The sequence below is a fragment of the Kitasatospora sp. NPDC005748 genome (genome assembly GCF_040630735.1).
Lineage (GTDB): Bacteria > Actinomycetota > Actinomycetes > Streptomycetales > Streptomycetaceae > Kitasatospora.
Genome location: NZ_JBEXYD010000029.1, coordinates 1 through 14,654, shown reverse-complemented (window position 1 = coordinate 14,654; position 14,654 = coordinate 1). Strand labels below are relative to the sequence as shown.

Here is a 14,654-nt window from a genome sequence, read left to right as displayed (position 1 = left end):
CCAGTGCTGATGAGCGAGGCAGCTTCGTTCCCAGTGCCGCAGGAGTGGGATGTTGAGCCGGATGCAGCGGCCATCGCGTCGGCTCGACGGCTGGTCGTCGACGTAGCGCGGTTCTGGCGCGTGCCGCTGTCGGACGACGCGTTGCGCGATGTCGAGTTGTGCACGAGCGAGTTGTTGGCGAACGCCATGGAGCACACGAAGGCTCGTTGCAAGGTGATGGTGCGTTGGACTGGCACTCACCTGCGGGTGGAGGTTGCGGACACCAGCCTCCGGCTCCCGAACCCGGACTCGGCGCAGGACACCGTGACCGGCGGCGGGGGCCTGATCCTGGTCGCGGGGCTGTCGCACTCGTGGGGGTGGCACCCCGCAGGGGTCGGGAAGGTCGTGTGGTTCGAGATCGCGGCCGACCAGTTGGTGACGGGAGACGCGCGACTCTCCGTGCTCGTCCATGCCGCACAGGCCCGGCCGGATCCGGTCGCGCGGACCGTCTGAGCTCCCTCAAGCTCCACCTGGCCACGCTAGGGAATCCCGGCCGGGTGGATCGGCGGCGCCGACCGCTTCAACCCCACGGTCGGCGCCGTCACAGCTCCACACCCACGTGCCCGAAGCACAGGGCGATTCACCTCAGACCTTCCGCCCAGAGGTGGGCGGAAGCCATGTAGGAAGGAGCACCGACGTGGAGAACGCCACGAAGAAGCCGGCGACGGAGGCGAGCGGGTTGCTGGTCGCGGTCGAGGAGTTGACCGCCGTTCAGGACCGGTACGACAGCCTCCGCTCCGACAATGCCGGATCGTCCGGCGACTCGCCGTGGCCCGGCGGTGACGGCAACCTGACCGACGTCGAGTAGGCCCGGTCACTCCAAGGGGGGCGGGGGCTTCGCGGCTCCCGCCCCGTTTCCAGCACGCTCCCATGGAGGTAGATAGTGGAACACCATCTGGTCACCGCCATCGAGACGGCCTTGGGCTGGGGCAGCTCCGAGCCGATCGGCAACGGCTTCGCGCTCGGCCAGATCGAGGACGACTCGCTGCTGTCGCGCATCCTCACCCCGAACAAGCTGCTCGACGTCGCGATGCGACGCAGCCTCAACCGGCCGCAGTTCCGCGCCTTCCAGAAAGGCGAGGAAGTCCACCCGGCCGTGTACTTCACCGACACCGTCAGCCCGCGCGGACAGTCCATCCCGATGGCCAACATGCACCGCCTGGGCGACCTGCTCCGCGACGGCGCGACGCTCATCATGGACCAGGTCAACGTCTTCGACCCCACCATGGAGGTCACCTGCCGCGCCTTGCAGTGGTGGGCGCACGAGCGGGTGCAGGTGAACGCGTACCTCACCACCAACGACGCCGCCGGCTTCCCGCTGCACTGGGACGACCACGACGTGATCGTCGTCCAGCTCTCCGGGGAGAAGGACTGGGAGGTGCGAGGCACCTCGCGCACGGCGCCCATGTACCGGGATTCCGACCCCAACAACACCCTGAGCGACACCGTGATCTTCAACGGCACGCTCCAGGCCGGCGACGTCATGCACATCCCGCGCGGCCACTGGCACCAGGCCACCCGCACCGGGAGCGGGGCCGGTCACAGCCTCCACGTCACCTTCGGCATCACCAAGCGCACCGGTGCCTCCTGGATGGCCTGGCTGGGCGACTGGTGCCGCGAACAGGAGGTCTTCCGCCTCGACCTCGACCGCTCCGGCTCCGGCAGCGGCGCGCTCGTGGAAGCCGCCACCCGCCTCGTCGGCCAGCGCGGACCGGAGGACTTCCTTGCCGCCCACAGCCAGCAGACCACTCCCGGACGCCACGTGCCCTACCTCGGCATCTTCGGCCCGCTCCACGGAGTGGTGTGCACCGCCCACTTCCCGCCCCGGATCGCGGAGCTCGGGGACGTCGTGGACGTGTGGGCAGCCGGGAAGAAGCTGACCTTCGCCGCCAAGGCCCTGCCCGCCCTGCGGCTGCTGCTCAGCGGCTGCCCGGTCCAGCTCGACCAGGCCGCGGCCGTCGCCGGGGCTGAGATCCACGAGGTTGCGGAGATCCTGATCAAGGAGGAGTTGTGCGCACCGCTGACCGACGAGTTGTCCTCGGGCTACACCGGTCTCGTCACCGACGCGACCTCCTGACCAGCGCTCTGGACCTCGGCGTCACCGCGCTCGACACCGCCTCGAACTACCTCGGGCACCGATCCCACAGCGCCCTCGCGGCGGGCGCCGGCGACCTGCTCCCGAAGTTCTCGATCTCCACCAAGGTCGGGTATTTCGAGGGCGGGCACAGCCTCGACCAGGCCCGGCTCCGGGACGCTGTCGAACAGGCTGTGGTGGGTCTCGGCCGCGAGCCGGACACGGTGCTCCTGCACAACCCCGAGCACTCCGCTCCGGATGCCGAGACCCTGTCGCAGGCGTGTGCGGTCCTGGCCGACGCGGCGGAGAGAGGGCTGTGCGGTTCCTGGGGGATCTCCACCTGGGACCCGCGCCTGCTGGTCGGCATCGACCTGCCCCGGCCCGACACGTTGATGGTTCGCTCCGGGCTCCTGGTCAGCAGCAGCGTCCTCAACGCTGCCGAGGCACTGGTGACCGCATGGCGGCCGACAGCGGTGTGGGGCATGAGCCCCTTCGGTGGCAGCACCACCGCACCTGTCTGGCAGAAGGTGGACCCGAGGATGTTCCTGCGGTCTCCAGTTGCCACTCCGGTGCAGGCGGCGTTCCGAGTCGCCTTCGCGCTGCCCGCAGTGGACGCGGTGGCCGTCAGCACCGACGACGCCGAGCACCTGCGGGAACTGCTCGGCGGCCTGGGCCAGGAGATCGACACCGAGGTCGTCCAGGCCTACCGGCAGCTTCTGTGTCAGTCCCCCTGAAGTTCCTTCACCGCTTGCTCCGCCAGCGCGCGAGCACCATCGCGGCGCGGGTCCTCGGAATGCCCGTACGGCCCGAGGATCTTCGCCGCGACGAACAACGCCATCAACTTGCCGTCCCGGCGCGCGAAGTCGGCGCTCCGCTCGGCGCGGACGCGATCGGCCAGCTCCGGCACGGCGAGCGACGCCGCCCACAGCGTGGCCGCGTCCAGGCCGCGCGGGGCCATCCCCCAGTCCTCCCAGTCGAAGACGCAGAACTCCGGCGCCGTCACGTTCGCCCAGTTCAGATCCGCATGCGCCGGACACCACTCGCTCACCGTCGCATCGACAACTGGGAACACTTGATGGATCGTCCGGGTCACCAGCTCCTGCGTGATGGTCTCCGTGTCGGGGGTGGCGATCCGGTTCGTCCGCTGCCGAGCGAGTGCATCGAGAGACGCGTTCAGCTGTGCCCACCACCCGGGAGGTAGCTCGGGTTGGTCCGCCACGACTGCGGGCCCCGCCGGCTCGGCTGGTAGAAGCCTGGTTTCGTCGGCTCGCCACATCACCGGCTCGGCCTCGTCCCGCCATGCGAGGCCGGCCAGCCACGCGGGTTTCGCGATGCCGTCCAGTGCCTCGGCCGCGGGCGTGCCGTCCCCGCCCTGCACACCGATCCGGTCCAACCCGCGCCGCTCGATCCGCACCCACGTGCCGCGCCCGGTGCGAGCGCCTACGGATCGACGCTTGCGGACAACCGTCGCACGATCGAGCTGGGTCCCCAACGCGGTCTCGACCCGTTCCAGTACCTCGTCAACCGGCACCCGGCGCAGATCTGTCATGGGGCAACGGTAGCGATTCCGGGCCAAGTTGGAGGCACTTCGCTGGTCGTGCCGCATCCGATTCGCTCTCGTGGCAAGGGTTTTCGGCAAGCGGTGACCACTCCGGCCGGGCGCCCCGATAGCTGCCGAGATTAGGGGCGGGCGGGTTCGGTCAAGGCCGTGCGTACGGGCCTGCACCTGGTAACGGTGGTGAGCGGCGCGGGCTTGACGGGTTCCGTTCGCCCCGGATCATCGAGTAGCGGGGAGCCCGGACGAACGGCGGTCAGCCATCGGCCGTGACCTGTACGGTCTACGCCTCGGTGTTCGTCCGGAGCCCTACCGGCTCGGTGTCGTCCTTCCGACTCGTTCTTGCGCCTCCTCGGGCTCTGAGCGGCCGTCGCCCCGGAGGTCGGCGGGGCGGGGGAGTTCGCCCGCCGGGGTGACCGCGCCGCGCTGACCCGTAGGGACGGTCAGGCGACGGGGTGAGGGGCCGTCAGGCCGGCCACGCGGTCGGCGGTGAGGATGCCGAGGAGGTAGCCGTCGTCGTCGATGACCGGCCAGATCGCGAGGGACTTGATCCTCATCGCCAGCGCCGCCAGGCCGAGGGCCATCTCGGGCCGGGCGAACGGGCCCCGCTGGTGCGCGGTGTCGCGCAGCGGGGTCCGCTCGGCGTACCAGGAGCGGGTCAGGAACGAATCGAGACCGGCCCGCGTCACCAGCCCCTCGCAGCGGCCGTCGTGGTCGCGGACCAGCAGGTAGGCGACGTGGGCACCGCGGAAGATCTCGTTGGCCCGGTCGACGGTGATGTCGTCGGCGATCTGGTACTCGTAGGGCTCCATCGCGTCCGACACCGTGAGGCCGTGGCTCGCGGACTGTGCGTACTGGGTGCTCATGACGTCGAACCGACCCGCCTCCGGGCGGTTCTGCGCCGCCCGGTGCTGTCCTGCACCCAGAACGAAGCCGGAACGGGACCGGATGTGGAATGCCCTGGATGAAGCCCAGGCTATGCCGGTCGGGCCCGGCCCGACGGGGTCCGGAGCAGTCTCGGGAAACGGCCCAGGACGCCTCGCACACGCGGGGCGCGGCCGCGCGGGGAACCACACACCGGCGGAGGCGCCACTCAACCTGGGCCTGCCCAACCGGGACGACGTGAAGACGGCGTCATCACCTACAAGATCGCCGTCCGTGCCGCCGACCTGGCCAAGGGCCACCCCGGCGCCCAGGTCTGGGACGACACCCTCTCCGACGCCCGCTTCGAGTTCCGCGGGGAGGACCAGTTCAACCTGGCCCTCGACCCGGAGACGGCCCGCGAGTTCCCGCGACCCGAAGGGGGGAGTCGCGGGCCGGTGCGCTTCCACGTCCGGGCGACCGCGCCGGGATTGCGGTGCCCGGGCTCGCCGTCGGGGGTGGAATGCATTTGACAGCAGCATGTTGATCACACGAATGTGTGCTCCGCCGTTCTGGCGCCATCGCGTGAATCATGGGGGAACCACCGTGCGAAGAGCACGTATTCCGGCTGCAGTCGTTCTGGTCCTGTCGGTCACCGGGGCGATCACCTCGGTCGCCACCGCGAGCGCCGACGCCACCGATCTGTACGTGGACAACACGTCCGCGTCCTGCTCCGACTCCGCGCCCACCGCGGGGGGCCAGGGCACGCCCTTCTGCACCATCGGCGCCGCGACGGACGCCGTCCGGCCGGGGCAGACCGTGCACATCGCGGGCGGTGACTACAACGAGCCGATCGCGCTCACCCGCTCCGGGACGCCGACGGCGCCGATCACCTTCGTCGGGACGCCCTACACCGAGGATCCGGCCGGCCGGGGGACGGTCCTCGGGGAGTACGGGGGCCTCAGCAACGTCGTCGCCCTCACCGGCGTCCACGACGTCGTGGTCCGGCACCTCTTCGGGCGCTCCGGTCGGGAGGCCGTCCTGGTCACCGACTCCAGCCGGGTCACCATCGACGACCTGGTCGTCTACAGCTCCGGCTGGGACAGCACGGTCGGCACCGGGTACCCGAGCGCGCGGATCACCGGTGCGAGCAGCGACGTCACCCTGAGCCGCAACGACATCAGCGCCTCGCACGCGGGCGGCGTCCAGGTCGACGCCGGAGTGCGGCACGCGGTCCTGACGACCAACTACCTCAGCTCCAACTCGGGCGTCGGGGTGCGGATCACCGACGCTCCGGACGCGGTGGTCACCGGCAACACCGTCCAGGCCTCCTGCGGGCCGCTGGTCGAGCTGGCCGGGGCGTCCACGGGCGCGACGGTCGAGAACAACGTGCTGGACGGGGACGAGAACGGCCATCCGAGCTGGGGCGGCTGCGCGTCCACCGGACACGAGGACCTCTCGGTGTCCGTCGGCTCGACCGCGGGGACCAAGGCGGACTACAACCTCGTCACCACGCTGACGCGGACGCCGTACAGCTGGGCGGGCCGGACGTACGCCACGGTCGCGCAGTTCCAGCAGGCCTCCGGCCAGGGCGCGCACGACCTGTCCGCCTCCCGTGCGGACCTGTCGCGCCCCGACTCCCCCGCCGTCGACTCGGCCGACGCGACCGCACCCGGCACGCTGACCACCGACGGGCGCGGCAGGCCGCGGGCCGACAACCCGGTGGTCGCCAACACTGGGACGGGTGTCGGCTACTACGACCGGGGCGCGGTCGAGGCGCAGGACCCGCTGGCCGTGTCGCTGAGCGTCTCGTCGACCCCGCCGGCCGGGCAGCCGCTGACCGCCGTGATCAACGGCCGGGTCGATTCGCCCTGGTCCCCCGCGACCGCCACGCTGGACTTCGGCGACGGCAGCGCGCCGGTCGGCCCGGTCACCTTCCCGGCGAGGCACGACTACGCCCCGGGGACCTACACCGCCACGCTGACCGCGACCGACGGCCTGGGCCTGACGAAGACCACGTCCACCCGGGTCACGGTCGCCGCTCCCGGCCCGGTCCGGCCCGCCCTCGCGCTGTCGCCCTACAACACGGGCGGCCAGGAGGTGCTGGCCGACGGCACCGCGACGGTCAGTCCGTGGCCGGTGGCCACCCGGAGCTTCGACTTCGGTGACGGCACCGCGCCGGTGGCGGGGAGCGCCACCACCGCGCGCCACTCCTACGCGAAGCCCGGCACGTACACCGTCACCCACACGGTGACGGACGACCACGGCCGCTCGGCCTCGATCACGTACCCGGTCTCGGTGGCCACTCCGATCGCCGGCCGCTGGACCACCGGGCAGCCCGCCACGGTGGCGTTCTACCGGAACGGCGCGCTGACCCCGCTGACCACCAACGCGCCGACCGGCCAGGGCGAGCGGATCTACCTCGGCCAGGCCGGTGACACTCCGGTCGCGGGCGACTGGGACGGCACCGGGCACGACCAGGCGGGCATCTACCGGCCGGGTTCGAGCACCTTCGGCCTGCGACACCAGGACGGCAGCGTCACCGCCGTGCCGATGGGCGACCCGGGGGACGTCCCGGTGCCGGGCCGCTGGGACGGCAACGGGCACGCGCAGCTGGCCGTCTACCGTCCGAGCACCGGGGCGTTCATCGTGCGGCACGACGACGGCAGCTTCAGCAGCGCCGTCTTCGGCGACGCCGGCGACCTGCCCGTGGTGGGCGACTGGGACGGCGCCGGCCACACCCAGCTGGGGATCTACCGGCCGGCCGAGGGCCTGAAGGGCCTCGGTGTCTTCGCGCTGCGGCACGACGACGGCAGCGTCTCCACCGCCGGCTTCGGCGCGCCCGGCGACCTGCCGATCGTGGGTGACTGGAGTGGCACCGGCCGCACCACCTACGGTGTGTACCGGCCGTCCGAGGCCCGCTTCCTGCTCAGCCGCGCGTACACCGGGCAGTCCGACATCGACTTCGTCCACCCGAACGTGTAGGCGGTACGGCCAGGGCCGCCAGCGGCCCCGGCACCCCCGCCGGATGTCGGCCGAGGGCACGCCGGACCCCTGTACCGGCGTGTCCTCGGCCTGTTCGTGGGCCGGGTCCGGCGCTCAGGAAGCGTCCTCGGGGTACCAGCGGAGTTCGACGGTGTTGCCGTCCGGGTCCTGCACGTAGACCGAGGTGGCGCTGCCGCGGGCGCCGTAGCGGGGGACGGGGCCTTCGAGGACGGTGAAGACGCCGGAGTCGATGACCTCCTGCCAGTCCAGGGGGTCGACGGTGAGGCAGATGTGGTCGACGTTGGACCCGCCGCGCTCGCGGGCGGTCAGGTCGATGATGGTCTCCGGGCTGACCCGCACGGAGGGGAACGAGACCTTGCCGGCCCGCCACTCGTCGACGCGGACGGGGGCCAGACCGAGCAGGCCGGCGTAGAAGTCCAGCGAGCGCTCGACGTCCCGGACGTTGAGGACGAGGTGGTCGAAGGCCTTGACGCGGACGGCGCTCACTGGGGACTCCCGGGGGTGGGGCGGGCGGGGTGACGTGCTTCCATGATCGGACCGCCCCGGGCGGGGGATCAACGCTCGATCGGTCCAGGATCGTTCACCGGAAGTAAACGATGGGAGCCGGCCGTGTGGGAGCGCCACGAGATCGAGGCGCTGCTGACCCTCGCCGAGGAGCTCCACTTCGGGCGGACCGCCGAGCGCCTGGGAGTCAGCACCGGCCGGATCAGCCAGGTGATCGGGAAGCTGGAGCGGCGGATCGGCGCCCGGCTGTTCGAGCGCACCAGCCGGACCGTGCGGCTCACCGCGATCGGGCAGCGGCTGGCCGGGGACCTGGCGCCGCTGGCCGCCGGGATCGAGGCGTCGGTGCGCCGCGCCGTCGACGCCGGGCGCGGGGTGACCGGGGAGCTGCGGGTCGCCTTCCTCGGCGAGTGGACCGCGCCGGTTCTGCTCAGGGCCGTGCGGCTGTTCACCGAGCGCCACCCGGGCTGCCGGGTGGACGTCCGGGAGGTGCAGCTGTTCAACTCCCGGTCCAGCCTGCTGGACGGCTCCGTCGACCTCCTCATCGCGGCCTTCCCGTTCGACGGGATGGCCTGCGGGCCGGCGCTGATGGAGGAGCGGCGGGTCCTGGCGGTGGCCGCCGGGCACCCGCTGGCCGGCGCGGAGTCGGTCTCGCTCGAAGTCCTCGCCGAGCACCCGGTGGTGCAGTACCCGGCGGTCACCTCGGTCGAGTTCAAGCGGGACCGCACGCCGGAGCGCACCCCGGCGGGCCGGCCGGTGCCCAAGGGGCCGGTCGGCAACACCTTCTCCGAGATGCTCTCGCTGGTGGCGATGGGCCGGGGCGTCCTGCCGGTGGGCGAGCACTCCCGGCGGTACTACCCCCGCCCGGACGTCGCCTACGTGCCGATCCACGACGCGCCGCCGATCGAGCGGGGGCTGGTCTGGTTGGAGAGCAACACCACCGAGCGGGTCCGCGCGTTCGTCCGCGCCGCGACGGACGCCGGCGCGGGGCCGGAGCCCGGCGCCGATCCGGTCGCGGGGGCAGGTCCGGTCGCGGCGGCAGATCCGGTCGCGGGGGCCGATCCGGTCGCGGCCGCGGCGAACTGACGCCGGGTGGGTCCGGGCGGCGGCCCACCCGGGCCCACCCGCCCCGGCCCACCCGCCCGTCCCTCGGGGTCAGACCTCGTCCGGCCCCGTGAACCCCGGCCCGGTGTAGCCGGGGCCGGTGAAGTCCGGAGTGCTGAAGGAGGCCGTGCGCGGCTCCCGGCCCTGCGGGTCGGTGAGCCCCTCGGCGCCGGGGCTGGTGAAGCCAGGCCCGCTGTAGCCCGGCCCGCTGTAGCCGGGGCTGCTGAAGTCCGGGCGGCCGGTGTCCGGGCGGGCGCTGCCGGGGTGGGCGGTGTCGGGTCCGGCGCCCGGTCCCGGTATGCCCGGCGCCGTGGTGGGGTCGGCGCGCAGGGCGGTGTGCAGGTAGGGCAGCAACGCCCGCTCGCGCAGCGCGCGCTGCCAGTCGCGCCGGGCCTCGGCGAGCTCGGCGGCGAGGTCCGGGTCGGTGCCGGGGGGCGTCGGGGTGCCGGCGCCGTCCCGCAGGGCGGTGAGGATCAGCCCGACGATGCCCACCGCCATCGCGACCACGCCGGCCGCCAGCGCCAGCCAGCCGGCGGTCAGCAGCGAGCGGGCCAGCCGCAGCTCGGGGTCGGCGGCCCGCAGCGTGTAGCCGATCAGCAGCAGGACGAGTGCGGCGGCCCAGGCCAGGATCGGGGTGAGCACGGTGAGCACCGGGAAGAGCCCGGCGCCGCCGTTGGCGGAGCGCAGCTGGGTGAGCAGGCCGGGCGCGCTGGGCTCGCCGCTCCGGGCGGGCGGTGGTGTCTCCCGCAGGCTGTCGCGGAGCCGGAGGTAGTGCGTGTACTCGGTGGCCGCCGCAGCCGCGACGCCGTCGGCGGCGCGCAGGGCCTTGATGCGCAACTGGTCGGCGGTGAGTGCGCCGGGCGTGCGCAGGGCGGTGAGGACGGTGCCGTCACGCAGTGCTTCGTCGAGGAGGCGCTCGTAGTCAGGGCGGTCCTCGGCGAGCAGGTGCGGGGCGTTGTTCATGGGGACCCCGTTCATGCCAACCCCGTTCGCTCCGTCGCGGTGCACGGAGACGGGTAGGGAGACGGGCCGTCACACGGGCGGCCGGGTGTGGTGTGCCCTCGATGGTAGGGGTGGTCACGGCCGCGCAGACAGTAAGTTTCCGGAATTTCGCGCCCCGGGCCGCGCGTGCGCTACGGCCCGGGCGCCGGGAACGGGTGTTCGCCCTGGGGTCGGTGGGGCGGCCGGGGGGTCAGATCGGCAGCCGTGCGACGAGCAGCCGCCCCTCCATGGTGACCCCGCCGTCCATGGCGACGGCGAGCTCGTCGGCGTAGACGTACGGGCCCGGGATGTGCGGTGGCGCGCCGTCGTCGGCGTGCACCGCGCCGGTCAGGTACGGGATGGGGCTGTGGCCGTGCACGATCCGCGCGCCGCCGTAGGTGTCGAGCAGCTCGTGGGCGGCCGTCGGGCCGCCGTCGCCGCGGAACGCGAAGCGCTTGGTGAACCGGCGGAAGCAGTCCCACCACTCGTCGACGCCCTCGTCCGCGAGCAGGTCGTGGACGGCGTCGTTGACCTCGGCGATGGAGTCGCCGTACTCCAGGTACGCGGTGGTGTCGGAGTGCAGCAGCAGGTGGCCCTCCTCCAGCGCGATGGCGGGCAGCCGGGAGAGCCAGCTGATGTGGTGCGTCTCCAGGCGGTCCAGGTCGTGCTGCTGGCCGCCGTTGAGCCGCCAGGCGGCCAGGAAGGAGGCCGTACCGGCGGTGGACTGGACGGGTTCGTCGCCGTACCGGGCGGCGCCCAGGAAGAGCAGTTCGTGATTGCCCATCAGGGCCCGGCAGTAGCCGCCCGCGGCGGCGGCCTCGGCGGCGAGCTGCATGACGAGGTCGATGACGCCGATGCCGTCGGGGCCGCGGTCGGTGAAGTCACCGAGGAACCAAATCCGCGAGCGCCCGGCGGCCCAGTGGCCCTCGGCGTCGATCAGGCCCTGGTGGCGCAGTTCGGCGAGCAGCTCGTCGAGGTAGCCGTGCACGTCGCCGACCACGTAGAGCGGGCCGGGCGGCTCGTTCGGGGCGGGCGCCGGGTACGGGTGGTAGGGCAGGCCGGGCTCGGGCAGCGGGGGCCCGAGTTCGATGGTCGGCGGGTCGTCGTTCTGGTGCGCGGGCGAGGGCTGGTCCGGCAGGGTCGGCTCGTACCCGCGGTGCTCGGTCTGCGCGGCGTGCGGGTGCCCGACGCCGTGCGGGTGACCGGTGTTCTGCGGGTGCCCGGCGGCCGGCCAGTGCTGTTCGAGGTAGCGGGCACCGCCGTAGCCGCTGTAGGTCTCCGACTCGTAGGCCGCCTCGGCATACCCGGTCGGCTCGGGTTCGTAGTAGGTGCCGAAGGGCAGCACGTCGAGGTCCGGCTGGTGGCGGGGGCCTGAGTCGGGGTGTTCAGGCCCGGGGAAGCGGTCCTCGGGTGTCATTCGCCCATCATAGGAAGACCACTCTCCCGGCGTCGTCACCTGGTGGGTATCCAATCCTCCGGAGCGTCAGCCGGGCGGTCCGTCAGGTCCGTTTTGTCCCGGCTAGGTATGGTCTAGACCGCAAGATGATCACCTGCGGCCGTCCGTGGCGATGCGTGCCGGTCCGTGACAGGACCATGCCGAGCCGGGAGCCCGGGACCGGCCGCCGCACCGGTGCTCGGCCCACGCACCGGGCCGGGCGGCCGGCCCGGACGGGCTGCCCGACCGCCAGCGCCGGCCCGCGCACCGCCCGTCTGCCCCCCTACACCTCGCCCGGCGGGCGCGGCGGGCTGACGGTGGTGCGCGGACTCCGCCGTTGGGAGGACGCGCGGACGATCAGCTCGGTGGGCATCAGCGTGCCGGGCGGCGGCCCCGTCCCGGCGGTGCGGAAGCGGGGCGGGAAGAGCCGGGCGATGTCCACGCCCGTCCCGGAGTCCACCCCCTCGATGGCGTCGATGAGCAGGTTGACCACCGTCGTCCCGATCCGCCGGGGCTTGAGCGAGAGCGTGGTGATCGGCGGCTCGGTGGTCGCGTACACATCGCTCTCGCTGCAGCAGACCAGCAGCAGGTCGTCCGGCACCCGCAGGCCGTACCGCCGGGCGGCGGCGAGCAGGTCGGTGCCGTTCGGGTCGAAGAGCCCGTAGACGGCGTCGGGCCGGTCCGGGCGGGCCAGCAGCCGGTCGGCGGCGACGGCCCCCGCGGCCGGGTCGTGCGCCGGGTAGGTCTCGTAGACCGGCTCCTGGCCGACCTTGGCGCACCAGCCGAGGTAGGCCTCGGTGGAGAGCCGGGTGTAGGTGTCGGTGCTGGTGCCGGTGAGCAGGCCGATCCGGCGGGCGCCGGCCTCGGAGAGGTGGTCGAGGATGCCGAGCACGGCGGCCTCGTGGTCGTTGTCGACCCAGGCGGTGACCGGGCAGTTGCCCGGCTTGCCGTCGCTGACCACCGGGACGCCGGACCGGTACAGCTCGCTGACCAGGGGGTCCTGGTCGGGCGGGTCGATCACCACGGTGCCGTCCAGGGCGATGTTGCCCCAGACGTCGTGCCGGGAGGAGGCGGGCAGCACCACCAGGGCGTAGCCGCGGCCGAGCGCGGCGCTGGTGGCGGCCCGGGCCATCTCGGCGAAGTAGGCGAACTCGGTGAAGGTGAACGGCTCTTCGCCGTAGGTGGTGACGGTCAGTCCGATCAGGCCGGAGCGCCCGGTGCGCAGGGTTCGGGCGGCGGCCGAGGGGCGGTAGCCGAGGCGCTCGGCGACTTCGCGCACCCGGCTTCTGGTCTCGTCGGGCAGGCGGCCCTTACCGTTGAGCGCGTCGGAGACGGTGGTGATCGACACTCCTGCGGCTGCTGCCACATCCCGGATGCCGGCCCGCTCCAGACGCCGCGAGGTGGTGGGTCGCCGACCGCTCTGGTTGGCTGCTGCTGTCATGGCGGACCGATCGTATGGCTCCTGACAAGGGTCTGTGACCGGCGCATCGGGGGTCCTTGGAGATACGTTTCTCCAAGAGTGAGCCCGTGTGCGCCCCTTCGATACCCGCACGAAACCAGCCGTCTTACCTCTGACATGTGCCAAAGGAACCCTGCAGAATGGCTGATCTGCACCAGTAACCCGACCGGGCATCTCACTCCTACGGGTGAGCCGCGGTCGGTATCGTTCAGGGCACCCGACCGGGGTGGTCCGGTGCGTTGCGAGATCCCGGGGCACGGCGGCGATCCCGTCCGGCGCGGGAGCGGACGCACCAGCGGGCCCGACGCAGTGGGCCCGACGGAGAGAGAAGGAGAAGGACCGTGAGTGGAACGGCAGCGCAGGGGCCTCGGCTGAGGTCGAGCCTGGACGGCATCCCCACCTACAAGCCCGGCAAGCCCGCCGGCGCCGACGCCTACAAGCTGTCCTCCAACGAGAACCCGTACGAGCCGCTGCCCGGCGTGCTCGAAGCGGCCGTCGCGGCGGCCGGCTCGCTCAACCGGTACCCGGACATGGCGGTCACCGAGCTGACCGCCGAGCTGGCCCGGCGCTTCGACGTCCCGGCCGAGCACATCGCCACCGGCACCGGCTCGGTCGGCGTCGCCCAGTCGCTGATCCTCGCCACGGCCGGCCCGGGCGACGAGGTGATCTTCGCCTGGCGCTCCTTCGAGGCCTACCCGATCATCACCCAGGTCGCCGGCGCGACCCCCGTCCCGGTGGCGCTCACCGCGGGCGGCGACCACGACCTGGACGCGATGCTGGCCGCGGTCACCGAACGCACCCGGCTGATCTTCGTCTGCAACCCGAACAACCCCACCGGCAACGTGATCCACCGCGCCGAGCTGGAGCGCTTCCTGGACGCGGTGCCCGCCGACATCCTGGTGGTCGTCGACGAGGCGTACATCGAGTTCATCCGCGACGCCGACGTCCCCAACGGCATCGACCTCTACCGCGACCGCCCCAACGTCTGCGTGCTGCGGACCTTCTCCAAGGCGTACGGCCTGGCGGGCATGCGGGTCGGCTTCGCGATCGCGCACGAGCCGGTGGCGAACGCGCTGCGCAAGACGGCGGTGCCGTTCGGCGTCACCCAGCTCGCGCAGAACGCGGCCGTCGCCTCGCTGCGGGCCGAGGAGGCCCTGATGGTCCGGGTCGACGCACTGGTCGAGGAGCGCACCCGGGTGGTCGCCGGGCTGCGCGCCCAGGGCTGGGAGATCCCGGACTCGCAGGCCAACTTCGTCTGGCTGGCGCTCGGCGAGCGCTCCCAGGAGTTCGCGGCGGCCTGTGCCGACGCCGGCGTGATCGTCCGCCCGTTCCCGGAGGGCGTCCGGATCTCGATCGGCGAGGTCGAGGGCAACTCGATCTTCCTCACGGTGGCCGAGGCGTTCCGCAAGACGATCGACGGCTGACCTCGTACGGACACCGGCTTCACCAGGGGCGCACCGCTCGGCGGTGCGCCCCTGCGTCGTCCTGCCCGGGCGTGCCCCGGTCCTGCCCGGGTGCTGCCCCGGTCCTGTCTGGGTGCTGCCCCGGTCCTGTCCGGGTGCTGCCCCGAGCCGGTGACGCCGTGGTCCGACGGCCCGACCGGCGGAGTGGGAAGTCGGCCGGTCCGACTTCCCACTCC

The 14,654-nt window shown here is 72.6% G+C and carries 13 protein-coding genes and 1 pseudogene; 8 read left to right on the top strand and 6 right to left on the bottom strand.

Annotation, left to right across the window (positions count from 1 at the left end):
• Window positions 1-9: 9 nt before the first annotated feature.
• From ABZ495_RS21175 to ABZ495_RS21160, 4 genes are all read left to right on the top strand, one after another.
• The gene (locus ABZ495_RS21175) at window positions 10-492 is read left to right on the top strand and encodes an ATP-binding protein (RefSeq protein ID WP_359837417.1); all 483 of its coding nucleotides are present in this window, start codon (window positions 10-12) and stop codon (window positions 490-492) included.
• Between the two features lie 184 nt (window positions 493-676).
• Window positions 677-847 carry a hypothetical protein gene (locus tag ABZ495_RS21170; RefSeq protein WP_359837415.1) on the top strand — a complete coding sequence of 57 codons (171 nt, stop codon included), beginning with the start codon at window positions 677-679 and terminating at the stop codon, window positions 845-847.
• Between the two features lie 75 nt (window positions 848-922).
• The gene (locus ABZ495_RS21165) at window positions 923-2,116 is read left to right on the top strand and encodes a cupin domain-containing protein (protein WP_359837413.1); all 1,194 of its coding nucleotides are present in this window, start codon (window positions 923-925) and stop codon (window positions 2,114-2,116) included.
• On the top strand, window positions 2,050-2,847 hold the full coding sequence (locus ABZ495_RS21160; RefSeq protein ID WP_359837411.1) for an aldo/keto reductase: 798 nt from the start codon (window positions 2,050-2,052) through the stop codon (window positions 2,845-2,847). The genes ABZ495_RS21165 and ABZ495_RS21160 overlap by 67 nt, the downstream gene beginning before the upstream one ends.
• Here ABZ495_RS21160 and ABZ495_RS21155 read toward each other — a convergent pair.
• Both ABZ495_RS21155 and ABZ495_RS21150 read right to left on the bottom strand, forming a co-directional pair.
• Complete coding sequence (locus ABZ495_RS21155) at window positions 2,835-3,662, bottom strand: phosphotransferase (RefSeq protein ID WP_359837409.1); 828 nt, start codon at window positions 3,660-3,662, stop codon at window positions 2,835-2,837. The genes ABZ495_RS21160 and ABZ495_RS21155 overlap by 13 nt on opposite strands.
• Before the next feature lie 449 nt (window positions 3,663-4,111).
• Complete coding sequence (locus ABZ495_RS21150) at window positions 4,112-4,534, bottom strand: CBS domain-containing protein (protein WP_359837406.1); 423 nt, start codon at window positions 4,532-4,534, stop codon at window positions 4,112-4,114.
• 229 nt (window positions 4,535-4,763) lie between these two features.
• Here ABZ495_RS21150 and ABZ495_RS21145 point away from each other — a divergent pair.
• Window positions 4,764-4,957: pseudogene (locus ABZ495_RS21145) on the top strand (phosphomethylpyrimidine synthase ThiC); the annotation flags it as partial.
• A 178-nt stretch (window positions 4,958-5,135) separates the two neighbouring features.
• Window positions 5,136-7,514 carry a PKD domain-containing protein gene (locus ABZ495_RS21140; protein WP_359837404.1) on the top strand — a complete coding sequence of 793 codons (2,379 nt, stop codon included), beginning with the start codon at window positions 5,136-5,138 and terminating at the stop codon, window positions 7,512-7,514.
• Window positions 7,515-7,628: 114 nt separating this feature from the next.
• On the opposite strand, the gene ABZ495_RS21135 is transcribed toward ABZ495_RS21140, so the two are convergent.
• A complete protein-coding gene (locus ABZ495_RS21135; RefSeq protein ID WP_352295022.1) occupies window positions 7,629-8,021 on the bottom strand; it encodes a VOC family protein in 393 nt (130 codons plus the stop codon).
• Between the two features lie 123 nt (window positions 8,022-8,144).
• On the opposite strand from ABZ495_RS21135, the gene ABZ495_RS21130 reads away from it, so the two are divergent.
• Window positions 8,145-9,122: a LysR family transcriptional regulator gene (locus ABZ495_RS21130; protein ID WP_359837402.1), complete on the top strand. Its 978-nt coding sequence runs from the start codon at window positions 8,145-8,147 to the stop codon at window positions 9,120-9,122.
• 69 nt (window positions 9,123-9,191) lie between these two features.
• On the opposite strand, the gene ABZ495_RS21125 is transcribed toward ABZ495_RS21130, so the two are convergent.
• From ABZ495_RS21125 to ABZ495_RS21115, 3 genes are all read right to left on the bottom strand, one after another.
• The gene (locus ABZ495_RS21125) at window positions 9,192-10,118 is read right to left on the bottom strand and encodes a hypothetical protein (protein WP_359837399.1); all 927 of its coding nucleotides are present in this window, start codon (window positions 10,116-10,118) and stop codon (window positions 9,192-9,194) included.
• Between the two features lie 214 nt (window positions 10,119-10,332).
• A complete protein-coding gene (locus ABZ495_RS21120; protein WP_359837397.1) occupies window positions 10,333-11,538 on the bottom strand; it encodes a metallophosphoesterase in 1,206 nt (401 codons plus the stop codon).
• A gap of 301 nt (window positions 11,539-11,839) precedes the next feature.
• Complete coding sequence (locus ABZ495_RS21115) at window positions 11,840-12,997, bottom strand: LacI family DNA-binding transcriptional regulator (protein WP_078879728.1); 1,158 nt, start codon at window positions 12,995-12,997, stop codon at window positions 11,840-11,842.
• A 359-nt stretch (window positions 12,998-13,356) separates the two neighbouring features.
• Between ABZ495_RS21115 and hisC the strand changes: the two genes are divergently transcribed.
• Entirely contained in the window at window positions 13,357-14,439 is a 1,083-nt protein-coding gene (gene hisC / locus ABZ495_RS21110; RefSeq protein WP_359837395.1) for a histidinol-phosphate transaminase, read from the top strand.
• Window positions 14,440-14,654 lie beyond the last annotated feature (215 nt).

Bases quoted from the DNA above. Each gene is read 5' to 3' on its own strand.
- ABZ495_RS21175 (WP_359837417.1), top strand. From the start codon at position 10: ATGAGCGAGGCAGCTTCGTTCCCAGTGCCGCAGGAGTGGGATGTTGAG.
- ABZ495_RS21155 (WP_359837409.1), bottom strand. From the start codon at position 3,662: ATGACAGATCTGCGCCGGGTGCCGGTTGACGAGGTACTGGAACGGGTC.
- ABZ495_RS21150 (WP_359837406.1), bottom strand. From the start codon at position 4,534: ATGAGCACCCAGTACGCACAGTCCGCGAGCCACGGCCTCACGGTGTCG.
- ABZ495_RS21125 (WP_359837399.1), bottom strand. From the start codon at position 10,118: ATGAACGGGGTCCCCATGAACAACGCCCCGCACCTGCTCGCCGAGGAC.
- ABZ495_RS21120 (WP_359837397.1), bottom strand. From the start codon at position 11,538: ATGACACCCGAGGACCGCTTCCCCGGGCCTGAACACCCCGACTCAGGC.
- ABZ495_RS21115 (WP_078879728.1), bottom strand. From the start codon at position 12,997: ATGACAGCAGCAGCCAACCAGAGCGGTCGGCGACCCACCACCTCGCGG.